The following is a 24,332-nucleotide window of genomic DNA, read 5'->3' as shown; positions in this document are numbered from 1 at the left end:
CTCGTCGACAGCTCACTCTTCGCGCGCCGCGAGGATTTCCTCGATCAGGCCGTCAGTATCCGACGCGGCGAGTCGAAACGCCGCGTCGTAGAACTCCCGGCCCGTGAGATCGCGCACGTCGTGTTGGGTTCGCAGCTGTGCGTCGACTAGAGCCTGGGCGTCCTCGAGATCGTCGACGGTTTCGGGGCGAACGTAGACGGTCTTTTTGATTGTTTCGTCGAACGCGAACGCCGTCGGATCGGCGGGCGTTGGCTCCTCTTCTTCGGTCGACGACCCTCCCGCTGCCTCGTCGCTCGCGGCGTTCGATTCGGTTTCGGCGGAGCCGTCATCATCGGCGTTGCTTCCGGCGAGGGTCCCGTCACCATCTGCGTCGTCGTCCTCATCGACCGCCTCGCTCAACCCCGCAAACCGATTCTCCTCAGGCATCGTCGACACCTCCCCGTTCGACGATCGCGGCCAGTTCGTCCAACCGATCGAGCTGGTCACAGTCGGGGTCGTACGCCGCCAGCGGGACCCCCTCACGCCAGGCGCGGCGGAATGCGATTCGTTCGCGAAGGCCCGGCCCGGACGACGACGAGTCGTCGAAGTGGCTCGATCGGGCGAACTGCGGGAGATACTCCGCGAACTGCGACTCCTCGAGATCCCCGATGATCCGCTTTTCCTCGTTGTCGCCCGACAGGGAGTTCGGCACGATTGCGAGGATATCGAGGTCGATTTCCTTGCGAATGGGGCCGATTTGCTGGGTGTACATGCGCTCGAAGCCGCTGACGCTCGGTTCGCTCATCCGCAAGGGAACGATAACGTTCTGAGTCGAGATGAGTGAGGCGTCGGCAAGCGGTCCAAGGTTCGGCGGCGAGTCGACGACCACGTAGTCGTACGTGTCGCCCAACACCGGGTCGACGATTTCGTTTCTGATCCAGAGTTCACCGAAGGTCGCACTCCGGATGCTGTTCTCGACGCTATCTAAGTCCTCGTGGGCCGGCAACACGTCGAAGGCGTCCGTCGATCGGACGATGTCCTCGAGCGTCGTCTCCGAGCCGTCTTCGAGAACGTCACCGAGATGGACGTCGGCGGTGTACGCATCACCGAGTCCGACCCCTTCGGTTGCGTTCCCCTGCTGGTCTAAGTCGACCAGCAACACGTCGTTCGATCGATTGGCGAGCCGTTCTGCGAGGTTGATCGCGATCGTCGTTTTGCCAACGCCCCCTTTCTGCAGGGCGACGCTGACGGCGCGTGGGTCTGTCACGTGTGTAGCCCTCCGCCGCGTTCACCGTCGAAACTGTCATCACGTCCTGAACGACTCAGGTCGTCGAGGCGGTGTACACCGTGTAAACCGTCGAGACTGTGTGCGAAAGTTCCGGCGGCGTGGCCGACGCATTCAGGCACCCGAGCAAGGCCCGGAACGCCGGTTGTGAATTGAGAACCGCTCAGACCGTGAGCACACTCTGGACGGTTTGAACAATCTACCAAGTTCAAGCGATCTGAACAGTTTGCACGGTTTAACCCATCCAGACAGTGTTTCTTCCGCTGGCGGTGCAGACAGCGTTCACTGTCCGGCCAGCCGACCACCGACGGTAGGTACTGCGACGGGAGTCTACACGGTCGTAGCAGTCTACACGGTCGTGGCAGTCTACACGGTCGTGGCAGTCCATACGGTCGTAGCAGTTTACACTGTTCACACCGTGTGAACAGTCTATCCCGTGTGAAACGGGTAACGAGTCCGGACAGTCGACTCGATGTCGACAGTGCCAACAGTCCACGAGGCCTCAACCGTTGAGACCGTTTACACGGTTTGAGCATTGTACAGGAAATGACGGGCGGTTCGATCGGTGTAACGCGGCAACTGACAGTGGTACGATTCCCATGACACGACTTAACAGTATCGGAAACTGTCTACACATTCTGTATGACTCGCACGTTGTACAAAGTCGAGACAGTGTACACATTCCAAACTGTCCAGTCAGTCGAGTAAAATCACGAGAGACCGATCGCGACGGCGTCGGATCTGGGAGCCGAACGATCGATCGCCGGGTCAACCGTTAAGCGACACGGTCTGCACCGTGCAAACAGTGGTTCCGTCGCGAACGGGAAAAGCCGGGACGAAGAAAGCCCAAACGGAGGGCACACCCCGACAGCACGAGCCACTGTCTACACGGTGTACGCGGTTCAAACCGTGCAAATCGCATACAAATTCTGAGATTCAGATGAGATGTTGGGCCGGTGCGGGAGACGAGGCCACCGGTTTCACAGACGGACGCTGGTAATCAGGAACGTCCGAACGGTGTGAACTGCGTGGACAGTCTTCCCGACCGATCGAGTTCCAGACTGAGCGTCAGAGGAAAGCGAGAGCGATACGAACGCATCGTGCACACAGTTCAAAAAGTGTGAACGGTGTACACCTTTCAGACGAGAGAGAGCGAACGCGGAGACGACGCGGGCCAATATTCAAGGTCACGTGATCGAACAGTACGGATAGCATGACCGAATCGGATCAGCCAGAGGTGGACGATCGGTGAGCGAGCAGCGAGAGATTCACGTCGATACCGGCGTAGACGGCTCCGAGTTACACCTCCCGGTCGTGGAAATTCTGACCGGACGCGGGTTCGTTACCGGAAAGTCGGGCTCGGGAAAGTCGAACACGGCATCCGTACTGGCCGAAGAGCTACTCGACGCCGGGTTTCCCCTGCTGATCGTCGATACCGACGGCGAGTACTACGGACTCAAAGAGGAGTATGAAATGCTCCACGCGGGCGCAGACGAGGAGTGTGACATCCAGATCGGTCCGGAACACGCAGAGCAGATGGCCAGTCTCGCACTCGAGGAGAACGTTCCGGTCATCCTCGACGTGTCGGGCTACCTCGACGAGGCGGTCGCGGACGAACTGCTCAAAGAGATCGCGCGCCAGTTGTTCGTCAAAGAGAAGAAACTCAAGAAACCGTTCCTGCTGATCGTCGAAGAGGTCCACGAGTACATTCCGGAAGGGGGCGGCGTCGGTGAAACCGGGAAGTTGCTGATCAAGATCAGCAAACGGGGACGCAAACACGGGCTGGGCATTCTGGGAATCAGCCAGCGACCCGCGGACGTCAAAAAGGACTTCATTACCCAGGCGAACTGGCTCGTCTGGCACCGCCTGACGTGGGACAACGACACGAAAGTCGTCGGGCGGATCATCGACACCGAGTACTCGGAACTCGTCGCTGACCTCAACGACGGACAGGCGTTCGTCCAGACCGACTGGACCGAGGCCGACGTCAGGAAAGTACAGTTTCGCCGCAAGCGAACCTTCGACGCGGGGGCGACGCCCGGCCTCGATGACTTCGAGCGCCCGGACCTCAAATCCGTCTCGGACGCGCTCGTCGGTGACCTCCAGAACATCTCTGAACGGAAAGAACAGGAAGAAAACCGAATCGTCGAACTGGAAAACGAACTCGAAAAGAAAGAAAAGCGGATCGAAACGCTCGAAGACGACCTCGAATCCGCACGCGACGTCTCGAGTGCGGCCAGGCAGATGGCCGACGCACTAATGGCCCCCGAGACGGTCCAGACGCAGCTTCCGGAGGATGGCGAGGAGTTGCGACGACTTCACGAAGAACTGGCCGACCTCGAAGCGGAGCGCGACGAACTCGAGGCGACACTCGAGGAGCTTCAGGGGACACGAGAAGCCCTCGAGGAGGAACTCGTCGATCGATCGGCCAGGATCGACGAGTTCGAAGCGGAGATCGATCGGCTCCGGGCGGAAAACGAGCGGCTGCGATCGGAACTCGACGGGGAGAATCGTGGCGCTGAAACGAACACCGGAGAGACGCGACAGGAAGAACGCATCGTCGAGGCGACGGGAGACGCTCACGAGTTCGGCTATACGAGCGTCGACGACGGGGAGGAAACGATTCTCGTCGCAAACGTCGGTACAGACGGTGGAAACGGGTTCGGAGCGGCGTGGCTCGACGATCGGATCGCTCGCGCCTGTGAGAATTCCCAGTGTGTCGAGCCGACGGCACGAGAGGTCGTGGCCGAACTCGCACGCTCGGGACCGCTCGGGTCGAAGGCAGTCGCTACGCGAGTCGATAGATCGCCAGTAGCCGTCCAGAGTTTGCTCTCGGAGCTTCGGACCGAATCGGTGCTGGACCGACGGGCCAGCCGAACGTATGCCCTGAGCGAGACGACCGTGTCGAAACTCGAGGCGGCGGCGGAGAACGACGGGCAGTCGGAGTGAGGCGTTTCGTTATCGGGAAGGAACCTGTGGAAACGGCGACGCGCTCTCACCGAAGCCGCGATTCGAGCGCCTCGATCGATCGCGGGTCGAGGTGCTGGTGAACTGGAAGAACGAACAGCTCCCGTGACAGGCGCGCGGCGGTTTCGTACTGCGGGTCCTCGAGGACGGTCGACGACAGCCGCGGCCACGTGGTGAGGTCCGAGACGCCACAGCGGGTGAGCGACTCGCGGAACTGCTGTGGGTTCTCGGCTCGGACGGGCACGACCTGCGGGCAGATTCCCATCGGGAGCGAGTCGTAGAGGATTTCGACGTCGCTGCGGGTCTCGAGAACGCGCTGCCAGGCGAGATAGTTTCCCCGACGATCGCGGCGGATGGCGTAGGGATCCGTCCTGGCGACGACGGACGCCGTTAGCTTCGACATCGGGACCTTTCCCGCCTCGTAGCGCACCTCCGGACCGGGTACGGACGAGATATCGCTACCGGCGAAAATCGCGTCGACGGCGTCCCGAATGCGACCGGTTCGATCGAGAACGTCGAAGAGGACGGATTTCGCGACGAACCGGCAGTCGGCGGCGGTAAACCGATCGCGGACGCCGGCACAGGAGGAGGGAACGTACGACCGGGCAACGGTGTCGTCGTTACAGTAAAACACCGCGCCGTTTGGGACCGGAAACAGCTTCCAGAGGCTCGTGATGCCGAGGTCGCCACGCGTTCCCAGTAGCCTGCCGTCGTCGACGCTCAGCGGCGAGTGAGCGTTGTCGTCGATGTGATAGCAGTCGTACTCGTCGACCAGCGCCCGAAATTCGTCGAATCCGGGCATGGGGAAACCAAAGTAGTTGACCGACATGACGGCCGCGGTATCGTCGTCGACCCGCGTTTCGAGATCAGCCAGGTCCGGTGCGAGGCTCTCTTCGATCGTGTAGTAACGCGGTTCGAGACCTAATTCGGAGAACGGTTCGACGACGGCGTCAGGGAGGTACGCCGGAAGCAACACGTTTTCACCGTGTTCGACGAGGTTCGCAAGCCCGTCCCGGAGCGCGACCTTTCCCGACGCGTAAAACGTCGATCGGGAGGTGTGATACTCGACGAACGACTCGAACCCGGTGGGCGATCGATCGCTCTGGGGGTCGCCAAACAGTGAGGGGGAGTCACTGATCATCGGCGGTGTCGATACAACCGCGAATGCCCAGGTTGACTCGCGGGCAGGAAATCGGTCTGTGCGACGATACGGTCACAGTGTAGCGAGAGTGAGCGTCCGGCCGTTTAGTCATGCTGAGAGTACACGGACACACGCGCTGACAGGCCGGGCTTATCACCGCTGGGCTAACGGTCCCCCAACGGCGGACTGAATCCGAAGTACGACCATACAGGAGCCAAGCGCTTGCATAACAAAGCACGGACGGACGAACCACCCGCGTATGGAACGTACGACCGAGGACAACGGTCTCCGTCTCCTCGTGGTCGGGCTCGATGCGGCCTGTCGGCCCGTCCTCGAACCGTTGTTCGAGTCGGGAACGATACCGACGATTCGCCGGTTGTTCGAGAGCGGGACGAGCGGTCCGCTCGAATCACAGCTCCCGCCGTGGACGGCGTCGGCCTGGCCGTCGATGTACACCGGCAAGAATCCCGGAAAGCACGGGGTTTTCGACTTTCTCTCTTTCCAGGGCTACGACTGGGACGTCGTCAATTCGACGCACGTGCGCGAGCGCGCAATCTGGGAATTGTTGAGCAACCACGGATTCTCGAGCGTCGTCGTCAACGTGCCCGTGACACACCCGGCACGCGAGTTCGACGGTGCGCTGATACCCGGACTGACAGCGCCGGAGGACCCGCAGTGTCATCCCGACGGAATTCTCGAGGACGTCAAAGATGCGTGTGAAGGATACCGAATCTACCCCCAGAGCGGACCCGAACCGGATCGATCGATCGACGGCTACGAGCGGACCCTCGAGTGTCGTGGCGATGCCTTCAGGTACCTCTGTGACCGGATCGATCCCGATTTCGGGTTCCTCCAGTTCCAGTTGACAGATTCCGTCTTCCACGAACGGCCCGGCGACAAGCGGGCGATCGAGGCCGTCTACGGTGAGGTCGATCGACAACTCGCCCGAACGATCGAGGAGGCCGACCCCGAGAACGTCCTCATCGTCAGCGATCACGGAATGGGCACCGTCAGCGGCGAGGAATTCCGCGCGAACGAGTTTCTCCGGGAGCGCGGCGACGTCAACGCAACGCGCGGCGGCGAGGGAATGCCAAACTGGTCGAAAGCCTGGGAAAACGACCTGCTAGAGGGTGAGGAAGCAGGCGAACACGCTACGAGCACCGTCGAGCGAGCGATCGCTCTCGCCGCGAGCGTCGGGTTCACGACCCAGCGGGTCGCAAACGCCCTCGAACGAGTCGGTCTCAAAGAGTCGATCGGCAAGCGGGTTCCCAACGACGTGATCCGCGCCGGAAGCGAGCAGGTCGATTTCCCCGACTCGCGAGCGTACGTTCGATCGAAGAGCGAACTCGGCGTTCGGATTAATCTGGAGGGGCGGGAACCGGACGGAACGGTTCCGCGTGAGGAGTACGAGACGGCCCGATCCGAACTCATCGAGGAACTGTCGGCCGTCGAAACCCCGGCCGGATCGCCGGTGTTCGAGGCCGTCGAACCACGGGAAGCCGTTTTCGATGGGCCCCACCTCGAGAACGGGCCGGATATCATCACCGTCCCGACCGACTTCGACCACGCGCTCTCGACCGATCTCGGAACGGGGATCTTCGGAGAGCCGATGGAGCCGTGGAACCACAAACGCACCGGGGTCGTCGCGGCGACCGGCCCGGCATTCGATCAGTCGGTTACGCTGGGAGAGGCGACGATCTTCGACGTTGCCCCGACGATCTGTTCGATATTCGACGTCCCCGTCGACGAGGCGATGGACGGCGAACCGCTGTCGGTCGTCGACGAGAGTCCGCCGGCGGCGTATCCGGCGTACGAAGCGGCTCCGGTCGTCGCAACCGAGGAATCGGCCGTCGAAGATCGACTCTCGGACCTCGGGTACCTGTAACGATGAGTGTCGACATAACCGTCCTCGATCCGGAGGACGACGCCGAGGAGTGGAACCGATACGTCGATCGGTCGGACGGGACCAACCCGTTCTACCGGGCCGAGGCATTGCGGTTACAGGCCAGAGATACCGACACGACGGTGTTTCTGTTGGCCGGATTCAAAGGACAGGAAGCCGTGGGAATCTTTCCGGTGTTCGAGTACACCAAGGGGCCGATTTCCGGCGTCTTCTCGCCTGCACCCCGGTCTTGGTCGTGTTACCTCGGGCCGTCCGTGTTGAACGTCGCCAAGCTCAAACAGCGCAAGGCGGATCGTCGCATACAGCAGTTCCTCGACGGCTGTCTGGAGTGGATCGACGAGCACAGTTCTCCGCTATACACGAAGTTCGTCGCGGCCGAGTTCGAGGACGTCCGGCCGTTCGTCTGGAACGGCTACGACGTCGAGCCGGAGTACACCTACGTCGTCGATCTCGACGGGAGCGAAGAGGACCTCCTCGGTCGGTTCAGCAGCGACGCGCGGAGCAACGTCCGGAACGCCGACGAGGAGTCGTACGTGATCGAAGAAGGGACTGCCGGCGATATCGATCGAATCATCGACCAGGTCGAACAGCGATACGAGAGCCAGGGGCGATCGTTCCAGTTGAGCACCGAGTTCGCGCGATCGGTGTACGACGCCCTCCCGGAGGGAGCGATCCGCCCCTACGTCTGTCGGGTCGACGGCGAATTTCTGGGCGGCATCCTCGTCGTCGAGTCCGAGTCGACCCGCTACCGCTGGCAGGGAGGTGTCAAACCGGACGCAGCCGTCGATCTCGCGATCAACGATCTGCTCGACTGGCACGTCATGCGTGACGGACTCCGATCGGGGATCGAGCGGTACGATCTGGTCGGTGCCGGCGTCCCGAGCATCAACCGATATAAAGCGAAGTTCAACCCCCGACTGGAGACCAACTACACGATCACGGCCGGTTCGTTCGGCTTCGACCTGATGATCGATACCTATCGAAAACGGCTGTAACGATACAGTCAGCCGTCGATCCGGTATTTCGACTGGCGAGCGTCGTCGAGACAGACCCGACTCGACACGAGGTCTTCGTCGTCGAGTTTCCCGAGCGCGTAGCGAACCGTCCGGGCGCACAGCCGCGACTCCGTCGCGATCTCCTCCTGGGTCAACGACCCCTCGTACTCGAGAACTTTGTAGACCAGCTTCGAACTCGGCGGCAGCTCGGAGATCGATCGGTCGACCGGGTTCTCGTCGGCCTCGGGTTCGCATTCGGACGCCTTCATCGTCCCCTCGCACGATCCTGCCGGACAGTCCGGTCGTCGCTCGGCGCGCTCGGTTCGGCCGTGTGGCCGTGGCGCGGTCGCTGACCCGACCGTCGACGCCTCGATTCCGCTCCGTCTTCCGCTCCCGTTCGATCCATGAGCACTCAGCAGTGAATCGACTCCAACGGATATACGCTGACGAACGTTCAAACTCATAGGGTGTCGCTAACGGACGAGACAGGCTCGGCGTCGATCGAAGCTGGTCCCAAGAGCGCGTTCGAATCGACCCCGACGTGCGAAGCGGGACGGGTGTCGGGGTAAAAATCGGGCTGCAACGATCGCGAATCGTCGGTTCGACACGAACACGGATACGCCTCGAAACCCCGATCGCGAACCGAGGAGACCGAGAAATTCGAGAGACGGCGAGACCAGCGACGACGGTAGGCACCGCATAGTAACGCAATTGGATCGACCAGCGGGTGGTATGTTTGGAACGAGTGGCATCCGAGGCCCCGTCGGGTCCGACGTTACCGCAGAACTGGCACTCGAGGTCGGTCGTGCTGTCGCGTCCGACGGTGCCGACCGGATCGTCGTCGGCCGCGACGTTCGCGACAGCGGCCGGTTGCTCGTCGACGCGGCCACCGCGGGCTGTCGCGAGTGCGGGGCTGACGTGATCGACCTCGGCATCGAGGCGACCCCGACCGTGGCGAGATCGATCGAAGGGTTCGACGCCGATGCCGGCGTCGTCGTTACGGCCTCACACAACCCGCCGACGGACAACGGCATCAAGCTCTGGACGCCCGGCGGAAAGGCGTTCGGGCCAGATCGCCGGGACTCGATCGAAGCCCGAATCCGGAACGAAGAGTACGAGTTCGCGGCGTGGAACGAACTCGGCACGCGGCTGTCCAGCGACGATGCCCGCAGTCGCCACGCCGATCGACTGCGATCCGCGGTCGAAATCGACGGATCACCCGAGGTCGTCGTCGATCTCGGAAACGGGGCCGGGACTATCACGGCGTCGGTGCTCGACGATCTCGGCTGTCACGTCACGACACTCAACGGGAACCAGGACGGCTCGTTTCCCGGTCGGCCGAGCGAACCCACCGAGGAGTCACTCGAATCCCTCGCCGCACTCGTCGCGGAAACCGACGCCGCCCTCGGCCTCGCCCACGACGGGGACGCCGATCGACTGCTCGCGATCGACGAAACCGGTCGCTTCGTGCCGAAGGATCTCCTCCTCGCGCTGTTCGCACGGGAGGCGGCCGGTCCCGGGGACCGAATCGCAGCCCCGGTAGATACGAGTCTCGCCGTCGATGACGCTCTCGAGGCCGTCGGCGCGTCAGTTACTCGCACGCGCGTCGGAGACGTGTTCGTCGCGGAACGAGCGACGGAAGCGGACGTCGTCTTCGGCGGCGAACCCAGCGGCGCGTGGATCTGGCCGGAGGAAACGCTGTGCCCGGACGGCCCGCTGGCCGCGTGCAAGCTGGTCGAACTGGTAACGGCGACGGAGTCGCTGGCCGAACTCGTCGACGGGCTCGATCAGTACCCCATCCGTCGAACCGCGTTCGAGGTTTCAGACAACGAGCGTGTGATGGACACCGTTCGGGAACGTGTCAGCGGTCGAGACGACGTCAAAACGATCGACGGCGTCTGGATCGAGACCGACGACGGCTGGTTTCTCATCCGGGCGAGCGGTACCCAGCCACTCGTGCGCGTCACGGCCGAGGGTCGATCGCCGGACGCGGCCGACGCGTTGTTCGATACGGCGACGGACTTGATTGAAAAATCGATCGAAACCGCGACCGACGAGTCGTAATCGCGCCGTCTACTCCCTGCACCCTGTTTTGCAGTCGACCCCGGTCCCTGTCTCCGGGGGCAACTCCGTTGCTCGCTTCACCGATCGACCCCGGTCCCTGATTCCGAGGTCGAGCGACGACGGGAAGCGACACCGCCGCATTTCCGGTTCGAATATCGAGCGTACAGTCGCGACACCCACTCGAGTAGCCGGTCGGTTCGATCGAGAGACGTTAGCGTCGGTCTTCCGGGATGAAATCTGAGGTCTTCATCTCCCGATACGTCGCACACTCCGGGCAGGCGTGGACCACGTCGTGGTTGTCTCCGAACACTTTGGCGAACTGCTGTGTGACCTGGTGTCCACAGTTGACACAACAGGGGGCGTTCGTTTGCTGGCCAGCGGTCATCGGCGTCCACTTGGCATCGATTGGTTCAGTCGACATCACAAATCCGTAGCCACAGAAGGGTATTTACTATAGACAGCATAACTCGAAACGAGCACGTTAGTGTGACATTTCAGCGCTGATTAGCAGTAAATCCAGACTATACATAAATCGATAGTATAGCGCCTCACGCTAGCGGTAACTCGATATTTACCGACGGAAACGCACTGTTTTCATCGGTGAACGACGGTTTTCGCCGGTAAACGGCAGAGCTTCGCGGGTGCTCACCCGTACGCTGACCACGCTACTGACACCGGTCAAAGCGAGCGACGGCGAACGAAGTGACGCGATCGATGCGAGATCATTCCCGAACACCAGGCGGTGACCGGGCGAGTAGTGACCGGATAGTAAACCCCGAGATCACGCTATCGACACACCATGCAAGCCGTCGTTCTCGCAGCAGGGCAGGGAACCCGAATCCGACCGCTCTCCGAATCGGTCCCGAAACCGATGCTCCCCGTCGCCGGGAAACCACTCGTCGCCCACACCGTCGACGCAGCCGTCGACGCCGGGGCCGACGAAATCGTGCTGGTGGTCGGCTACGAACAGGAAACGGTCCGGAGCCACTTCGGAGACGCCTACCGCGGCGTTCCGGTCACGTACGCCGAGCAGGGCGATCAGGCCGGGACGGCAGACGCCGTCGAGGCCGCGAGCGAACATCTCGACGGACCCTTTGCAGTGCTAAACGGTGACAATCTCTACGATCCGGACGCGATCGATCGACTGTTCGACGCCTGTCCGGCAGTCTGCGCGATCGAGGTCTCGGACCCCCGAAACTACGGCGTCTTGAGTACGACCGACGGGACCGTCACCGACATCGTCGAAAAGCCCGACGATCCGCCGACGAATCTCGCCAACGCCGGCGCGTACGCCTTTCCGGAACGGGCGAGGGAGTGGCTCGACGTCCCGGCGAGCGAGCGCGGCGAACACGAAATCACCGACGTGCTCGCGACCGTGATCGACCAGTTCGCCGTGACGCCGGTCACCCTGAAGCGATGGCTCGACGTCGGACGACCGTGGGAACTGCTCGAGGCTAACGAGTGGAAGCTCGGGGAGTTCGACCGTCGGGTCGAGGGTGAGGTGAGCGATGCTGCGCATCTCCACGGCGACGTCGTCGTTGAGGCGGGCGCAACGATCGAACCGGGCGTCGTAATCGAGGGGCCGGTGCTCGTCCGATCGGGGGCGACCGTCGGTCCGAACGCCTACGTGCGGGGTGCAACCGCGATCGGGAAAGACGCCTCAGTTGGCAACAGCGTCGAGATCAAAAACAGCGTTCTCTCCCCCGGAGCCACGGTTAGCCACCTCTCGTACGTGGGCGACAGCATCCTCGGCAGGCACGTGAACTTCGGAGCGGGGACCACCGTGGCGAACTTGCGCCACGACGACGGCGAGGTTCGGGTCACCGTAAAAGGAGAACGCGTCGGGACCGGGCGGCGGAAGTTCGGCGTCGTAATCGGTGACGAGGTGAAAACGGGGATCAACACGAGCCTCACACCTGGGTTGAAACTCTCGTCCGGCGTCACGACCCGCCCCGGAGCGGTCGTCGAACGCGATCGGTAACCCCCGTTCCGATAGCGAATTGCTCGACGAAAACGACAGCTTTCGGGGAGAAGACCGGAGATATCGGCCGAAAGGGATTGGAGACGCCGATCGCGAGCACCGCGCCGGCAATCGAGACAGCCGTATTTATCAAGTGCGGGATTTATAAGACGCGGAATAGTTAGTCGGAACGGAGGGAATCGATCGGTATCGCACACTCGATCATAACTGGCCCTCCAGGGACGATTCCGACGTCGGTCGAGTACGGGTCACAATCCGACGCCGTGTGGATCCGGGACTATGGGGGTGGTCCCCGGCTCCCGCGGTCTCGATGGCCCGTGCTCGGTTCCGATGTGTACGGCACCGAAACGCGGAGCGACGCGAATCGGTTACCAGAACGACCCTCCGAACGCGTCGGCCCGATCCTGGATCGCTACTCAACGGTGACGCTTTTGGCCAGGTTCCGGGGTTTATCGATCGGCCGATCGAGCAGATCGGCCGCGTGATAGGAGAGCAACTGTAACTGGACGTTGGCGAGCAGTCCCGCGAGTGCGGCGTCGGTTTCTGGGATGTGAAGGTGGTCGTCGGCGATCTTGGTTGCCCGGTGATCGTCAGGGCAGATTGCGACGACTGGGGCACCCCTGGTCTGTGCCTCCTCGGCGTTCTTGAGGGTTTTCTCGTCTTCGTCGCCGGTGAACACGGCAAACACAGGCGTCGCCGGCGTAACGAGCGCGAGCGGCCCGTGTTTGAGTTCGCCCGAAGCGAATCCTTCGGCGTGCTCGTAGGTGATCTCTTTGAATTTGAGCGCCCCTTCGAGCGCGACCGGGAATCCCTGGCCCCGTCCGATAAAGAAGTACGACTCACAATCGGCGTACCGTCTGGCAACGCGATCGGCCTCGGATGTCTCGAGGATCGACGCGATTCGATCCGGCATCGCGGCGAGTTCCGGAAGCAGCGTCTCGAGGTCCGCCGCCGGTTCACCGTGAACGTCGGCTGCGATCCGCTGGCCGAGGAGGGCCAGCATAACGGCCTGTGAGGAGAACGTCTTCGTTGCGGCCACGCCGATTTCTGGGCCGGCACGGATGAACAGCGCGTCGTCGGCCTCCCTGGCCGCAGTCGAGCCAACCACGTTCGTCAGCGTGAGCGTCCGCGCGCCGGCGGCCGCTGCCTGCCGAAGTGCACTCAGCGTGTCGGCCGTCTCGCCGCTCTGGGTCACGGCGATCACGAGCGTCCCGTCGTCGACCGGGGGTGCGGCGAGACTGTACTCGTTCGCGAGCAGCGCGGTCGCCTGAATGCCGGCCTGGTTCAGCGCGATCGAGCCGTAAAGCGCCGCGTGATACGACGTTCCGCAGGCGACGAGTTGGACGCTCTCGACTCCCTCGAACGTCCCAGGCTCGAAGTCTTCGAGGGCGATCCGGCCCGTGGCGGGATCGATCCGGCCCTCGATCGCCTGGGCTAGCGCTGTCGGCTGCTCGTGGATCTCCTTGAGCATAAAGTGATCGTAGGACCCTTTGCCGGCCTGTTCGGGGTCCCACTCGACGGTCTCCGAGTCACGTACGACGGGGTTTCCGTGAAGGTCCGTGAACTCGATTCCGTCCTCGTCGACGATCACGACGTCGCCGTCCTCGAGGTAGACGACGGTTTCGGTGTACTCGAGAAACGCTGGCACGTCGCTCGCGAGGAAGTATTCCCCGTCCTCGAGACCGACGACGAGCGGCGACCCCTGCCGTGCAGCATAGAGGACGTGCTCGCCGGAGAACATGGCGGTGACGGCGTAGCTTCCCTCGAGATCGGCGATCGCGTTCCTGAACGCCGCTTCGTTATCGAAGCCGGTATCGAGATAGTGCTGGATGAGATGCGGGATAACCTCGGTATCGGTGTCGCTAGTGAACTCGTGGTCCCGATCGATCAGCCACGTTTTCAACTCGGCGTAGTTTTCGATAATGCCGTTGTGGACGACCGCAACGTCCGCTGTCCCGTCAGTATGAGGATGGGCGTTCTCGTCCGTCGGCGGGCCGTGCGTGCTCCAACGGGTGTGTCCGATCCCGACCGTTCCCTCGAGGAGCCGATTCTCGATCGACGACTTGAGCTCATCGACCTTTCCGGATCGTTTTTGAATGTCGATTCCAGACCCGTTTTGAACCGCGACGCCGGCAGAGTCGTATCCGCGATATTCGAGATTCTCGAGTCCCGTCAACAGAGTCTCGACCGCATCATCGGATCCGACTCGACCGATAATTCCACACATTCTAGGGTCACCTCACGCCCGCAGTGAGAGCAGTCCTCGCCGGTTTCCGAGTGGGGTCTCCATTCCGACCGGGCCGTCTGAAAGCGGAGCATCGTCGAGGGTGAACCGCCGTCAGCAACAATCGTGATCGTGTCATAGTTAGGTGAACGTCCGTGGGTACGAACGAGGCACGGACATGCTACACACCAGCAGCCACGAATTCATTACTATAGACGGGCTACCGGCAGTCGTAGCGTGTGAGTACATCGACGGGGCGGGCCAGACTCTGAGACGAAGTGTCGACGGCAACGTCGATTTCGGATGTCGACAGTTCACCAATAAATATTCGATAGTTCCCGTGAAAAGGCAAAATATACACAATTATCCTCCTATATCGATCGGTATGTTTCGCAAACAGGTGGAGTACGGAGGGCTGAACGGACGGTATCCACCGAAAAACCGAGGTATGGTCGACAAAATACCGCGTCGAATCGCGTCGAACTGAGCGATGCTGTCGCGTACTCTCGATCGAAATCGACGCTCGTTTATTCTTCTACCGTCGGGGGTCGTTTATCCACGTTCGATGCCGAAGATAGGGCAACGTTCACCACTTCATAATATCGATTCCACACCGTATCAATCATTTTAAGATCCAACCTGTCGTCACGTTCTGACGAGAGCCTCTGCTCCGAACACGTCCACATCGTTCCGATCGATCGCCGTCGTCAGCTACCCAGCGAGAGTCGATCGAGTTTCGCCAACGGGGGACACCGTTTCGATGACACCAGTACCGTTCGTCGTTGCCATCCCTGAACTCCCACTCGAGGAGCCGGTGTTGGTCTTTGCGATCGCGATGGCGGTTTTTCTGGTCGGCCCGCTGTTCGTCAAACGGCTCGGGCAACCGGGTATCGTCGGCATCGTACTCTTCGGTGCGCTCCTCGGGCCGGGCGTGCTCGACGTCGTCAGCCACTCGGATGCGATCGTCTTGCTCGGAGAAGTCGGATTGATCTACCTCCTGTTTACCGTCGGGCTGGAACTCGACTTGCAAGGCTTTACCGAGGCCCCCGAGAACGCAGCGCTGTTCGGACTGACGAGTTTCCTCCTGCCGTTTATCCTCGGGACGGTCGCGATGCAGACCGTCCTCGGCCTTGATATCTGGGCCGCACTGCTGTTAGCTTCCGTCTTCGCCTCTCACACGCTGCTGGCGTACCCGATCGTCAACCAGTACGGGGTCACGAAAAACCGGGCCGTGACGGCCGTCTTCGGCGGGATCCTCTTTACCGACACGCTCGCACTGGTGGTCCTCGCGATCGTCACGGGTGCTGTCGGCGGCGAGCTTTCCCTCCTGCTGTTCGGTGAGGTCGGAGTGGCACTGTTCGTGTTGTTCGGCGGTGCCTGGTTTCTCCTGCCGCCGCTTTCGCGGTGGTTCTTCCAGACGTTCAGCGAGGAGAGCTACTTCGAGTTCCTGTTCGTAATGGCTGCGATATTCGCGGCCGCCAGCCTGGCGGCGCTTCTGGATCTCGCGCCGATCCTCGGCGCGTTCGTCGCGGGACTGGCGTTGAATCGACTCATTCCCGAAGGCGGCACCCTGATGAACCGAATCGAGTTCGTCGGCAACGCCTTCTTCATCCCCTTTTTCTTGTTGCACGTGGGCATGTTCGTCGACCCGGCCGTTATCTTCGACGGCGTCGCAACCCTCCAGATCGCCGCCGTCATCGTCGGCGTCATGCTCGCGACGAAAGCCGGTGCGGCCTGGCTGGTCGCGCGCGTGCAAGACTATACTTCAGCCGAACGAAGCGTGATCTTCGGGCTGTCGATCGGGCAGGCCGCGGCCGCGCTCGCGATCACGCTGATCGGGTTCGAGGCCGGCCTGTTCGGTCCGGAGATCCTCAACGCCGTCGTCCTCATGTTGTTGGTCACCGCCGTCGCGAGTCCGTGGCTGACCGAGCGCGCGGCCAATCGGGTCGCCCTCGAACGTGACGTTGCGGGCGAAGGAGAGAGTGCGAAAGACCCGACGATTCTGTTGCCGCTGTCCCACAACGCCGAACTCCAGCAGCGACTCCTGGAACTCGCGTTCGTCATCAAAGGCGATCGGGGTACGGAGCCAGTTCACGCGCTAACCGTCGTCCAGCCCGACCGTAGTGAGGCGACCGAAAAACAGATCGCCGCGGTCAGGGAGGAGCTAGATCGGCTCGCGGCCTCGGGCAGCGCGGCAGAGATTCCCGTGGAAACGGAGACGCGAGTCAATCACAACGTCGCCTCCGGGATCGTCCAGGGATCGATCGAGGTCCAGGCCGATCAAATACTCATGGGCTGGGACGCCACCCAAACGTTCCGCCACCGCGCTTTCGGGAGCATCATCGACCAGGTACTCGAACGAACGAAACTGCCGGTACTCATCTCCCGCCTCGGCCATCCGATCAACACCACTCGACGCATCTTCGTCGTCGTCCCGATCGGAGCCGACCACCACGAAGGGTTCTACGAGGCCGTCCACCTCACCAAGCGAATCGCCGCCGGCCTCGGTGCGGAACTCCACGTGCTCGTCGTCGAAGGGAGTTCACACCAGTTCGAGCATCTGTTCGAACTCGTCGAAGAAGATGCAACCGCGACGTTCGACTCGATCGATAGCTGGGACCGACTCGTACCGTCGCTTCGAGACCGAACGGACGAGGACGATCTCATCGTCTCCATTTCTCCGCGCCGTGGTGATATCGGGTGGCACAGTGCCCTCGACACCCTCCCAAAACGACTGGCGGCGTTGCCACCCAGATCGTTCATTACGATCCACCCCCGACAGGACGAACCCGAATACGATCGACAGTACCTCAGATTCAAGTGATGGAGTCTCGGGCGTAGTCCGTGGGTGTGAATCGATACCGGTGTCAGTCCTGTCGTGAACGTTGATTCCGCGTAGCGTCAGCTCCCTCGTGAGCGTCGAACCGTGGCCTACGTCAATCGATGTGGAGTGACAGACAAGCCGTTTAACAGTGATGGTGTGGTACCACAACGTACGGGACGGACTCACTACGAGAAGGCGAATCGGCACTTCTTTATCGGTGACAGACCTACGTGTTGATATGGGTTTCGGTAGCTACGATGAATCCGAGCAACAGCAACAAACGGCCGACGAGAACGACGATGTAGAGGCCGTTAACGTCCACGAGAACGACCACGACGGGAAGATGTCATTCGAATCCGACGTCTCGACGGACGAACTCGTCTCCAAACTCGGATCGATGAAAGACGACAAGTCGGACGATTGAATCGAAGGCGTCGAAATTCGTTCACGTAGCGGACTCGCCCACGCTTCGCCCGGTAACAAAGACTGCCAGCGATGCCTTCGATCGCCGCCCCGATCGCGGCGCTGTCGCTGCTCACTCGTTCGGTATCGACGACGTACAGAGCGCACCGATCGCCCGCCGGAGCCGCTGTGAGATTGCCGATTTCGAGACGCCCAGTTTATTCGCCAGTTCGTCCTGGGAGATTCCTCGTGGAACGTCGAAGTACCCTTCGTCGTGAGCAACGGTCAGCAGCTGCTCCTGTTTTTCGGTCAGGACGACTACCCCGTCGTTCCCGTCGTCCGATACGCGCAGGTGTTCGACCGTGACCGAAATATCGAGCTCTCGACAGTAGTCGTTGAAATCGACGAGCGAATCGCGGTCTCGGAATCGCACCTGCAACTGCCACCCGGTTCGGGTGCTCTGACACTCAAGAAGTCTGCCGCCGAACACGACGGTCCTGGAGATGACGGGGACGGTTCGATCGCCCACCCCGACCCGATAGACCCGCCTGTCGGGGTAACGGTCGACACAGACCGGATCGAAGATGGTTGGATCGGTCCCGAGGGTTGACTCGAACTGTTCGAAGGAACCGTCGATCCCGTACGCGGTGAGAAACACGAGCGTTCGTCCCGGCTCGATCGTCGTCCAGTACTCCGGTTCGACGGTCACGTCCGGAACGCGCCGAAGCGTCGGTCCAAGAAACAACGTCGAGTGTTCGAGACAGAGCTGGGTAACGATACCCCCGTCGGCTTCCGACCTGACGCCTGCTCCCCCGGCCGCCTGCTGCCCGTCGACCTCGGCGGTGTCGACGTTCACAGTCCCATCCGCCATCCGAGTGGACGACCGGTGTAAGACGAGCTTACCACGAACGAAATCATTAACATGCCTTTTCGCCCGGTTCTATATCATCGTAGACGCTAGATACGGAACCGGTACCCAAACCATCATCAATCAGTATTCATCCGTTGCAGTTCCAACAACTATGACGGCGGCGGCGACCGGCTGTGCGCGACGAGAAAGCCCCCGTTACCGCCGTCACACTACGCGACAGGAGCCACGTCACCGACCGAGTGGTCGACGCATCTTGCGGAGGGCCATGCACCACCGTGTAACCGATCGTAGCTGCCATTCGGCTCGCGTTACTCGTCGGCGTCGTCGGTCGCCAGTAAGTCATCAAACAACAGCCTAAACAGTTTCTGCTGTGCCAACCGGAAATGGCGGCTAAACGTGGGCTGAGAGACGCCGAGCGAAGCCGCAACCTCTTCCCCGGTGCTCTCCCGCGGCCACTCGAAGAAGCCGCTGTAATACGCCGTCTCGAGCGTTCGAAGCTGGCGCTCGGAGAGCCGATCCGGTAGCTCTGCTGTGAGCGATCGGTCGGGCCGTATCGTTCGCGTTCGGTCACGGCGAGCCGTCAGTTCCGTTCCCGGAACCGTTCGATCGAGCATCTCGACGAACGACCGGACGTCGACGGTACTCGAGAGATGAACGACCAGACGGCTCCGGTGACCGGCCGGCGTCACTGCGGTCAACACCGCCCCGTGGTCTGCGAGCGTTTCGGCGAGACTCTCTCGGTCACAGCCGAGTTCGACGATCGAGTGGCCGCCCCGGTCCCCGACGACTCGAAACGTATCGAAACCGCCGACATCGGAGAGCGCTCCCCGGATCGACTCACCGTCCTGAATCGACTCACCGTCCCGAATCGCCTCTCCACCCGCGTCTTCGATCGCGCAGAAGACCGAGATTCCGCCGGAAGACCTCGGGACGACGGATCGAATCGTGATCGCTGCATCGAGGCGGTCAGCGAGCACCGTTATCGGATCCGCCCTGGCGTCGACGACGACCTCGAGTTCGGTCACGGACTCGCTTACCAGCGCGCGTTTGCGCTCGATAGCCGTAATCGCAAATCCGGCGACCGTCGCGAGATGGTTACAGACCGATCGCGCCCGATCGTCGAACGCCCCTGGCTGGTCGGCATACGCTGCGACGACGCCGTAACAGAACCCGTCGTACATCAACGGGGCACTCATCGCCGCCCGGAACCCGCGCTCCGCTGCGAGACGCTCCCACGGCTCCACGGCGTCCGCACCGATCTCCGAGCAGACGGTCGGTTCTCGCGTCGCTGCCGTTTGACTTGCCGGCTCCCCCGCATCCGAATCGACGACAACGGAGCGTGATTCGAGGAACGACCCGTCCCTCCCGGCCCAGGTCCGCAGCGTCACCTCGTCCCCGCCGATATCGATCTCACCGACCCAGGCGAGTTCGACCGAGGCGTCCATGCCGACCGCCTCGAGCGAAACGAGTCCCTCCGCAAGCCGGCGTTCGACCGCGTCTCGCGTGTCCGCTTCGAGCAACTCGCGTTCGAGCTGTCGAACGTCGTCCGCTCGTGCGACGAGTGCGTCGAGAGCGGTCACCTCTCGATCGAGATTCCGACAGCGTGTTTCGGTCGCGAAGCCGTCGATCGCAAGCGTCGCGATCGTCGCCAGCGTGTCAATTGGTGCAGTGTCGGTTCCGTCGAATCCCGCGGAGTCGGTGCTCGTCGCGACCAGGAGACCGTCCGCTCCGATCGGGACGGTGAGCACTCGTTCACACCGGATTCCCAATCGAGAAGCGAACGGTTCGAGATCGTCCGGATTCGAAACGAGAGACACGCTCTCACGGACCGCACTCGGAAGCGGATCATCGCGGCCGTCAATCGTCGGTGGATCGACGGGGCGATCCGTCCCCGACCCGGACGTCGCGACGGCGGTGGGACGGATCACCGAGTCCTCGATCGCGTACCAGACGACAGCGTCGGCAGCCGTGTACGCGCACACGGCGTCGACGACCGACTTTCGAACGGTCGATCGGTCCGAAGCCTGCTGTATCTCGGACACTGCGGTAGCGAGGGTCGTGATGCCGGCCGCCGGTGAGCCGCGACGGTTGCGAATCACACAGCACGCCCGACTACAGGATTCCCCGTCGATCTCCGCACCACCGAGGGGGATAACCGAGACGTCGATCGGTCGGCGGTCGCCAGCGACGAGCAGGGACCCCGAGATCGGGTCCATCCACCGCACTAACGGCGAGTTTGTCCGTTCTCGGACCGCTGCCGCAAGTTCGGAGTCGACGATCGACTCGATCTCTCGACCGACCAGTTCCTCACCGTTTGCCAGGTCGAGCAGCGCAGGGTTAGTGAACGTAATAGTCGACCCCTCGAGCATCGCGATCCCATCAACGAGCGCGTCGACGACCGCTTCGAACCGTTCGAGGCGCTCGCGATCGGCGTCCCGAGCCGCCAAGTCAGCACGCTGACGTACGGATACGGAGACACCAGTTTCCGACGGATATGCGGAGACGACAACTCGATCGCCCCATGGGGGAATCGACGTCTCGAACGCGACGACCGATCCCGTTGCCCGTGCTTCGCGGAGTCGATCCGCGAACTCGCTGCGGACCGCATCGGGCAATAGTTCCCAGACGACCGTTCCAGGTTCCGGTTCGAGGCGACGGAATCGAGTCGCATCATTGCCCTCGCCTTCAGCCCTGGTTCCGATCGGTCGCATCCCATTCGTCGAGTTCGTCTCGGAAACCGACTGGAACAAGTCGCGCGCGGCGTCATTGATAGTTCGCAGTTCCCAGCGAGGGCCGACGGAGAAGAACGCATCGTCGAGTCGATCGATCGCATCTTGAAGCCTTACAACTCCGTCTCGTTCTTCGTGTGAATCGGCAGCACCCGTGATCGTCACGACGACTCCCTCGACCCGCGGATCAGACTCACGATTGACCAGATAGAGGTCGAACACGCGCCACGTGCCATCCACCCGTCCGAGTCGAAGGGAAAGTCGAGTCGCCGCTCCCAGTTCACCCGCCACCGTCCGGGCGACCTCATCCCGTAGCGACGATCGATCGTCCGGGTGGATCAATCGCACCAGCGACGTTCCCTCGAGTTCCGCCAGCGGATACCCCAACCGCTCCTCGACGGCCGCATTCACGTACTCGATCGTACCTGTAGCATCGACGACACAGATCGGCGTCGTCGTACTCTCGAGGATCGGCCAGTGTCGGCGGTCCAGCGGGGCCGTCGCGAGTCGATACCGCGCTGCGGCGTTCCGTACACGAGTCGCGACGAGTCGGTCGGGTTCGCCGGGGACTATTACGTCGACGGCACCCGCATCCAGTGCATCCGTCGCCGCCGACGTCGCAGCGACGGCGACGATGGGGATCTCGTCGTCCACCTCTCGCATCCGTGTGATCAGCGACGCATCCGAACCGTCGAACGCACACACGACGCAGTGGACATCCGTGTCCGCGAGTCGATCGCTAGCGGTGGCCGCCGCTCGTTCGCGCACCAATGAGACGGCATCGAGCGCCGTCGAGAGTGCCGTCGCCGTCTCGTCGATTGCTGCTGAATCCCCGACGACGAGCACGCAAAGTCCCTCACTGAGGACGGCCGAGACGCGGTCGCTCACTGGACCCCCATCTGCTGATCCAGTGTGCCGGCGACTATCGATCCAAGAGAGTTGTGACGATGGAGGACCACGATATCCGGGGTAGGAATCCCGGTGCGTTAATTATCACGACCGTATTTCCGGGTAAAACCGGATTACTCGTCGGTTTCCCGAACCGTGACCACCGGGACCGTGGCGTTGCGTACGACTTCTTCGGCCACACTACCGACGATAAGGTGATCGAGACCGGTTCGACCGACCGTGCCGACGACGATCATGTCGATCGGCTCCGCGTCGGCATAGGCGATGATTTCTTCTTGTGGAACCCCCTGCCGGATAGCACTGGTCACCGCGACGTCCCGCTTGGATGCTGACGACGCAACCCGGTCGACGGCTCGATGGACTTCTTCGGAGTGGTCGGTCCGCATCTCGTCGCGCTTTTCGGTACTGTGCGGTCCCTCTTCAGAAACCGAGAGGACGTGTAACGAGGCGTCGAGTCGATCCGCAAGTTCGATCGCGTGCGTTGCCGCTCGTTTGGCACCGTCGCTATCGTCGGTTGCGATCAACAGGTTCTGGTACATTCCTCTGGGACTCGTTCGGCCGGCAGCGGGATACGTTCCGCACCTGCCGATGCCGGGGTATTGCGTGCCGATCGACGGTATCGGTGGAGTCGTGTGTCGGTCGACGGTATCGGTTTTCGAGAATTGAACCGACAGGCGTTTTTTTAGCCGACACCAACCCATCGACAATGAACCGTCGAGCCTTCCTTCGTGGGGCGGCCATCGCTAGCGGGGCCGCAACCGCCGGCTGCCTCGAACGGCTCGGTTTCGAGGAACAATCCGCCTGGGCGAATCCACCGATCGTCGAGGACCGCCCGGACGCGGTCTACCTTCCCGCCGGCAGCGAAGAGATGGGGACGTACGGCCAGGCGGTCAGTGGTGACTACGCGCTCGAACTCACCTATACGATCCCACACCGGTTCTGGATACCCGGTGGAGGCGGCAGTCGCGTCGATGTCGACACCGACGACAGTCTCCACCTTATGCTCACCGTCTGGGATCGGCAAACGCACACCGTCCTTCCGGTGGACATGTCACTGGAGATCCGGCGCGGTGGCGAGCCGATCGACGGCGTCGGAAGTTCACCGTGGCCGATGCTCTCACAGCGGATGGGATTTCATTACGGAGATAACGTCCCGCTGCCCGGCGAGGGATCCTACACGCTCGACGCAAGGGTCGGTCCTGTCGACGCCGTCCGGACCGGCGCGTTCGAGGGCCGCCTCGATTCAACCGCAACCCTCTCCGTCGACTTCGAATACGACGAGTCCGACATCCACGACCTCGACATCAAACCGATCGCGGAAGACCGACGCGGAGATCGCGGCGCGTTACCACTAATGGAACACGGTGGCGGCCACGAACACCACGAGAACGGTGGCGACGAACACCACGAGGATGGGAACGGAACTACCGACCACGACGGTCACGACGGTCACGACGGTCAAGACGGTCACGACAGCCACGACGGTCACGATGACGCGACACACGACGGGGTCGGTCCGCGCCCGACCTCACGTGGGCCACCGATCGACGGCCTTCCTGGTGACGTACTCGGTACCGAGCGAAGCGGAGATGCGAACGTCTCCGCGATCGTTTTAGAGCCAGGCAGCGATCGAATGGGAGGCAACTCGCCGTATCTGGCGGTCTGTCCGCGGACACCCTACAACGACCTCATACTGCCGTTTACCTCGATCTCCGTCTCGCTCGAACGCGACGGTGACGTGCTCAACGAGACGGCGCTCAGCGAGACGCTCGACGAGACGATCGGTCACCACTACGGATCAAATCTCGAGGAACTCGATTCCGCCGACGAGGTAGGCGTCTCGATCGATTCACCCCCGCAAGTGTCACGACACGACGGATACGAGACGGCATTTTTCGATTTCGATGCGCTTAGCTTTTCGCTGTGATCGGATGTTCTTTCGCTGTGATCGGATGTTCTTTCGCTGTGATCGGATGTTCTTTCGCTGTGATCGGATGTTCTTTCGCTGTGATCGGATGTTCTTTCGCTGTGATCGGATGTTCTTTCGCTGTGATCGGA

At 61.9% G+C, this 24,332-nt stretch carries 17 protein-coding genes; 8 read left to right on the top strand and 9 right to left on the bottom strand.

What is annotated here, in order from left to right; all coding sequences use genetic code 11:
* Nucleotides 1–12 precede the first annotated feature (12 nt).
* Both AC6I6L_RS09475 and AC6I6L_RS09470 read right to left on the bottom strand, forming a co-directional pair.
* The gene (locus AC6I6L_RS09475) at nucleotides 13–426 is read right to left on the bottom strand and encodes a DUF7970 domain-containing protein (RefSeq protein WP_497917511.1); all 414 of its coding nucleotides are present in this window, start codon (nucleotides 424–426) and stop codon (nucleotides 13–15) included.
* On the bottom strand, nucleotides 419–1,246 hold the full coding sequence (locus AC6I6L_RS09470; protein WP_497917510.1) for a ParA family protein: 828 nt from the start codon (nucleotides 1,244–1,246) through the stop codon (nucleotides 419–421). Before AC6I6L_RS09470 ends, AC6I6L_RS09475 begins: the two co-directional genes overlap by 8 nt.
* Nucleotides 1,247–2,512: 1,266 nt before the next feature.
* Here AC6I6L_RS09470 and AC6I6L_RS09465 point away from each other — a divergent pair.
* Nucleotides 2,513–4,213 (top strand): ATP-binding protein, encoded by a 1,701-nt coding sequence (locus AC6I6L_RS09465; RefSeq protein ID WP_497917509.1) that lies wholly within the window; start codon nucleotides 2,513–2,515, stop codon nucleotides 4,211–4,213.
* Between the two features lie 46 nt (nucleotides 4,214–4,259).
* On the opposite strand, the gene AC6I6L_RS09460 is transcribed toward AC6I6L_RS09465, so the two are convergent.
* A complete protein-coding gene (locus AC6I6L_RS09460; protein ID WP_497917508.1) occupies nucleotides 4,260–5,372 on the bottom strand; it encodes a DegT/DnrJ/EryC1/StrS family aminotransferase in 1,113 nt (370 codons plus the stop codon).
* A gap of 259 nt (nucleotides 5,373–5,631) precedes the next feature.
* Between AC6I6L_RS09460 and AC6I6L_RS09455 the strand changes: the two genes are divergently transcribed.
* Nucleotides 5,632–7,257 carry an alkaline phosphatase family protein gene (locus AC6I6L_RS09455; protein WP_497917507.1) on the top strand — a complete coding sequence of 542 codons (1,626 nt, stop codon included), beginning with the start codon at nucleotides 5,632–5,634 and terminating at the stop codon, nucleotides 7,255–7,257.
* A gap of 2 nt (nucleotides 7,258–7,259) precedes the next feature.
* Nucleotides 7,260–8,270 carry a lipid II:glycine glycyltransferase FemX gene (locus AC6I6L_RS09450; RefSeq protein ID WP_497917506.1) on the top strand — a complete coding sequence of 337 codons (1,011 nt, stop codon included), beginning with the start codon at nucleotides 7,260–7,262 and terminating at the stop codon, nucleotides 8,268–8,270.
* Nucleotides 8,271–8,278: 8 nt separating this feature from the next.
* Here the strand turns inward: AC6I6L_RS09450 and AC6I6L_RS09445 are convergent, their stop codons facing one another.
* Nucleotides 8,279–8,539, bottom strand: coding sequence for a MarR family transcriptional regulator (locus AC6I6L_RS09445; RefSeq protein ID WP_497917505.1), 261 nt, complete (start codon nucleotides 8,537–8,539; stop codon nucleotides 8,279–8,281).
* Between the two features lie 463 nt (nucleotides 8,540–9,002).
* On the opposite strand from AC6I6L_RS09445, the gene glmM reads away from it, so the two are divergent.
* On the top strand, nucleotides 9,003–10,334 hold the full coding sequence (glmM, locus tag AC6I6L_RS09440) for a phosphoglucosamine mutase (RefSeq protein WP_497917504.1): 1,332 nt from the start codon (nucleotides 9,003–9,005) through the stop codon (nucleotides 10,332–10,334).
* 211 nt (nucleotides 10,335–10,545) lie between these two features.
* Here the strand turns inward: glmM and AC6I6L_RS09435 are convergent, their stop codons facing one another.
* A complete protein-coding gene (locus AC6I6L_RS09435; RefSeq protein ID WP_497917503.1) occupies nucleotides 10,546–10,755 on the bottom strand; it encodes a DUF7563 family protein in 210 nt (69 codons plus the stop codon).
* Nucleotides 10,756–11,133: 378 nt separating this feature from the next.
* Here AC6I6L_RS09435 and glmU point away from each other — a divergent pair, with 378 nt between their 5' ends.
* The gene (gene glmU / locus AC6I6L_RS09430) at nucleotides 11,134–12,315 is read left to right on the top strand and encodes a bifunctional sugar-1-phosphate nucleotidylyltransferase/acetyltransferase (RefSeq protein WP_497917502.1); all 1,182 of its coding nucleotides are present in this window, start codon (nucleotides 11,134–11,136) and stop codon (nucleotides 12,313–12,315) included.
* A 412-nt stretch (nucleotides 12,316–12,727) separates the two neighbouring features.
* Here the strand turns inward: glmU and glmS are convergent, their stop codons facing one another.
* The gene (glmS, locus tag AC6I6L_RS09425; protein WP_497917501.1) at nucleotides 12,728–14,542 is read right to left on the bottom strand and encodes a glutamine--fructose-6-phosphate transaminase (isomerizing); all 1,815 of its coding nucleotides are present in this window, start codon (nucleotides 14,540–14,542) and stop codon (nucleotides 12,728–12,730) included.
* Between the two features lie 757 nt (nucleotides 14,543–15,299).
* Here glmS and AC6I6L_RS09420 point away from each other — a divergent pair.
* Together AC6I6L_RS09420 and AC6I6L_RS09415 are read left to right on the top strand one after the other, a co-directional pair.
* On the top strand, nucleotides 15,300–17,363 hold the full coding sequence (locus tag AC6I6L_RS09420; RefSeq protein ID WP_497917500.1) for a cation:proton antiporter domain-containing protein: 2,064 nt from the start codon (nucleotides 15,300–15,302) through the stop codon (nucleotides 17,361–17,363).
* Nucleotides 17,364–17,601: 238 nt separating this feature from the next.
* Nucleotides 17,602–17,787 carry a DUF5786 family protein gene (locus AC6I6L_RS09415; RefSeq protein WP_497917499.1) on the top strand — a complete coding sequence of 62 codons (186 nt, stop codon included), beginning with the start codon at nucleotides 17,602–17,604 and terminating at the stop codon, nucleotides 17,785–17,787.
* A 111-nt stretch (nucleotides 17,788–17,898) separates the two neighbouring features.
* Here AC6I6L_RS09415 and AC6I6L_RS09410 read toward each other — a convergent pair whose 3' ends face one another.
* The 3 genes from AC6I6L_RS09410 to AC6I6L_RS09400 all read right to left on the bottom strand — a co-directional run bounded on the left by AC6I6L_RS09410 (nucleotide 17,899) and on the right by AC6I6L_RS09400 (nucleotide 22,813).
* Nucleotides 17,899–18,636: a helix-turn-helix domain-containing protein gene (locus AC6I6L_RS09410; protein WP_497917498.1), complete on the bottom strand. Its 738-nt coding sequence runs from the start codon at nucleotides 18,634–18,636 to the stop codon at nucleotides 17,899–17,901.
* Between the two features lie 308 nt (nucleotides 18,637–18,944).
* Nucleotides 18,945–22,253 carry a bacterio-opsin activator domain-containing protein gene (locus AC6I6L_RS09405; protein ID WP_497917497.1) on the bottom strand — a complete coding sequence of 1,103 codons (3,309 nt, stop codon included), beginning with the start codon at nucleotides 22,251–22,253 and terminating at the stop codon, nucleotides 18,945–18,947.
* Between the two features lie 134 nt (nucleotides 22,254–22,387).
* Entirely contained in the window at nucleotides 22,388–22,813 is a 426-nt protein-coding gene (locus AC6I6L_RS09400) for a universal stress protein (protein ID WP_497917496.1), read from the bottom strand.
* Between the two features lie 167 nt (nucleotides 22,814–22,980).
* Between AC6I6L_RS09400 and AC6I6L_RS09395 the strand changes: the two genes are divergently transcribed.
* Nucleotides 22,981–24,201 (top strand): DUF7350 domain-containing protein, encoded by a 1,221-nt coding sequence (locus AC6I6L_RS09395; protein WP_497917495.1) that lies wholly within the window; start codon nucleotides 22,981–22,983, stop codon nucleotides 24,199–24,201.
* Nucleotides 24,202–24,332 lie beyond the last annotated feature (131 nt).

This window comes from Halosolutus sp. DAT137 (assembly GCF_059736405.1).
This window is presented reverse-complemented; position numbering and strand designations above follow the sequence as displayed.

Excerpts from the sequence above, each read along its gene's own strand:
- glmU (WP_497917502.1), top strand. The coding sequence starts at position 11,134 with ATGCAAGCCGTCGTTCTCGCAGCAGGGCAGGGAACCCGAATCCGACCG.
- AC6I6L_RS09455 (WP_497917507.1), top strand. The coding sequence starts at position 5,632 with ATGGAACGTACGACCGAGGACAACGGTCTCCGTCTCCTCGTGGTCGGG.
- AC6I6L_RS09400 (WP_497917496.1), bottom strand. The coding sequence starts at position 22,813 with ATGTACCAGAACCTGTTGATCGCAACCGACGATAGCGACGGTGCCAAA.
- AC6I6L_RS09475 (WP_497917511.1), bottom strand. The coding sequence starts at position 426 with ATGCCTGAGGAGAATCGGTTTGCGGGGTTGAGCGAGGCGGTCGATGAG.
- AC6I6L_RS09395 (WP_497917495.1), top strand. The coding sequence starts at position 22,981 with ATGAACCGTCGAGCCTTCCTTCGTGGGGCGGCCATCGCTAGCGGGGCC.
- glmS (WP_497917501.1), bottom strand. The coding sequence starts at position 14,542 with ATGTGTGGAATTATCGGTCGAGTCGGATCCGATGATGCGGTCGAGACT.
- AC6I6L_RS09445 (WP_497917505.1), bottom strand. The coding sequence starts at position 8,539 with ATGAAGGCGTCCGAATGCGAACCCGAGGCCGACGAGAACCCGGTCGAC.
- AC6I6L_RS09415 (WP_497917499.1), top strand. The coding sequence starts at position 17,602 with ATGGGTTTCGGTAGCTACGATGAATCCGAGCAACAGCAACAAACGGCC.
- AC6I6L_RS09420 (WP_497917500.1), top strand. The coding sequence starts at position 15,300 with ATGACACCAGTACCGTTCGTCGTTGCCATCCCTGAACTCCCACTCGAG.
- glmM (WP_497917504.1), top strand. The coding sequence starts at position 9,003 with ATGTTTGGAACGAGTGGCATCCGAGGCCCCGTCGGGTCCGACGTTACC.
- AC6I6L_RS09435 (WP_497917503.1), bottom strand. The coding sequence starts at position 10,755 with ATGTCGACTGAACCAATCGATGCCAAGTGGACGCCGATGACCGCTGGC.
- AC6I6L_RS09410 (WP_497917498.1), bottom strand. The coding sequence starts at position 18,636 with ATGGCGGATGGGACTGTGAACGTCGACACCGCCGAGGTCGACGGGCAG.
- AC6I6L_RS09450 (WP_497917506.1), top strand. The coding sequence starts at position 7,260 with ATGAGTGTCGACATAACCGTCCTCGATCCGGAGGACGACGCCGAGGAG.
- AC6I6L_RS09460 (WP_497917508.1), bottom strand. The coding sequence starts at position 5,372 with ATGATCAGTGACTCCCCCTCACTGTTTGGCGACCCCCAGAGCGATCGA.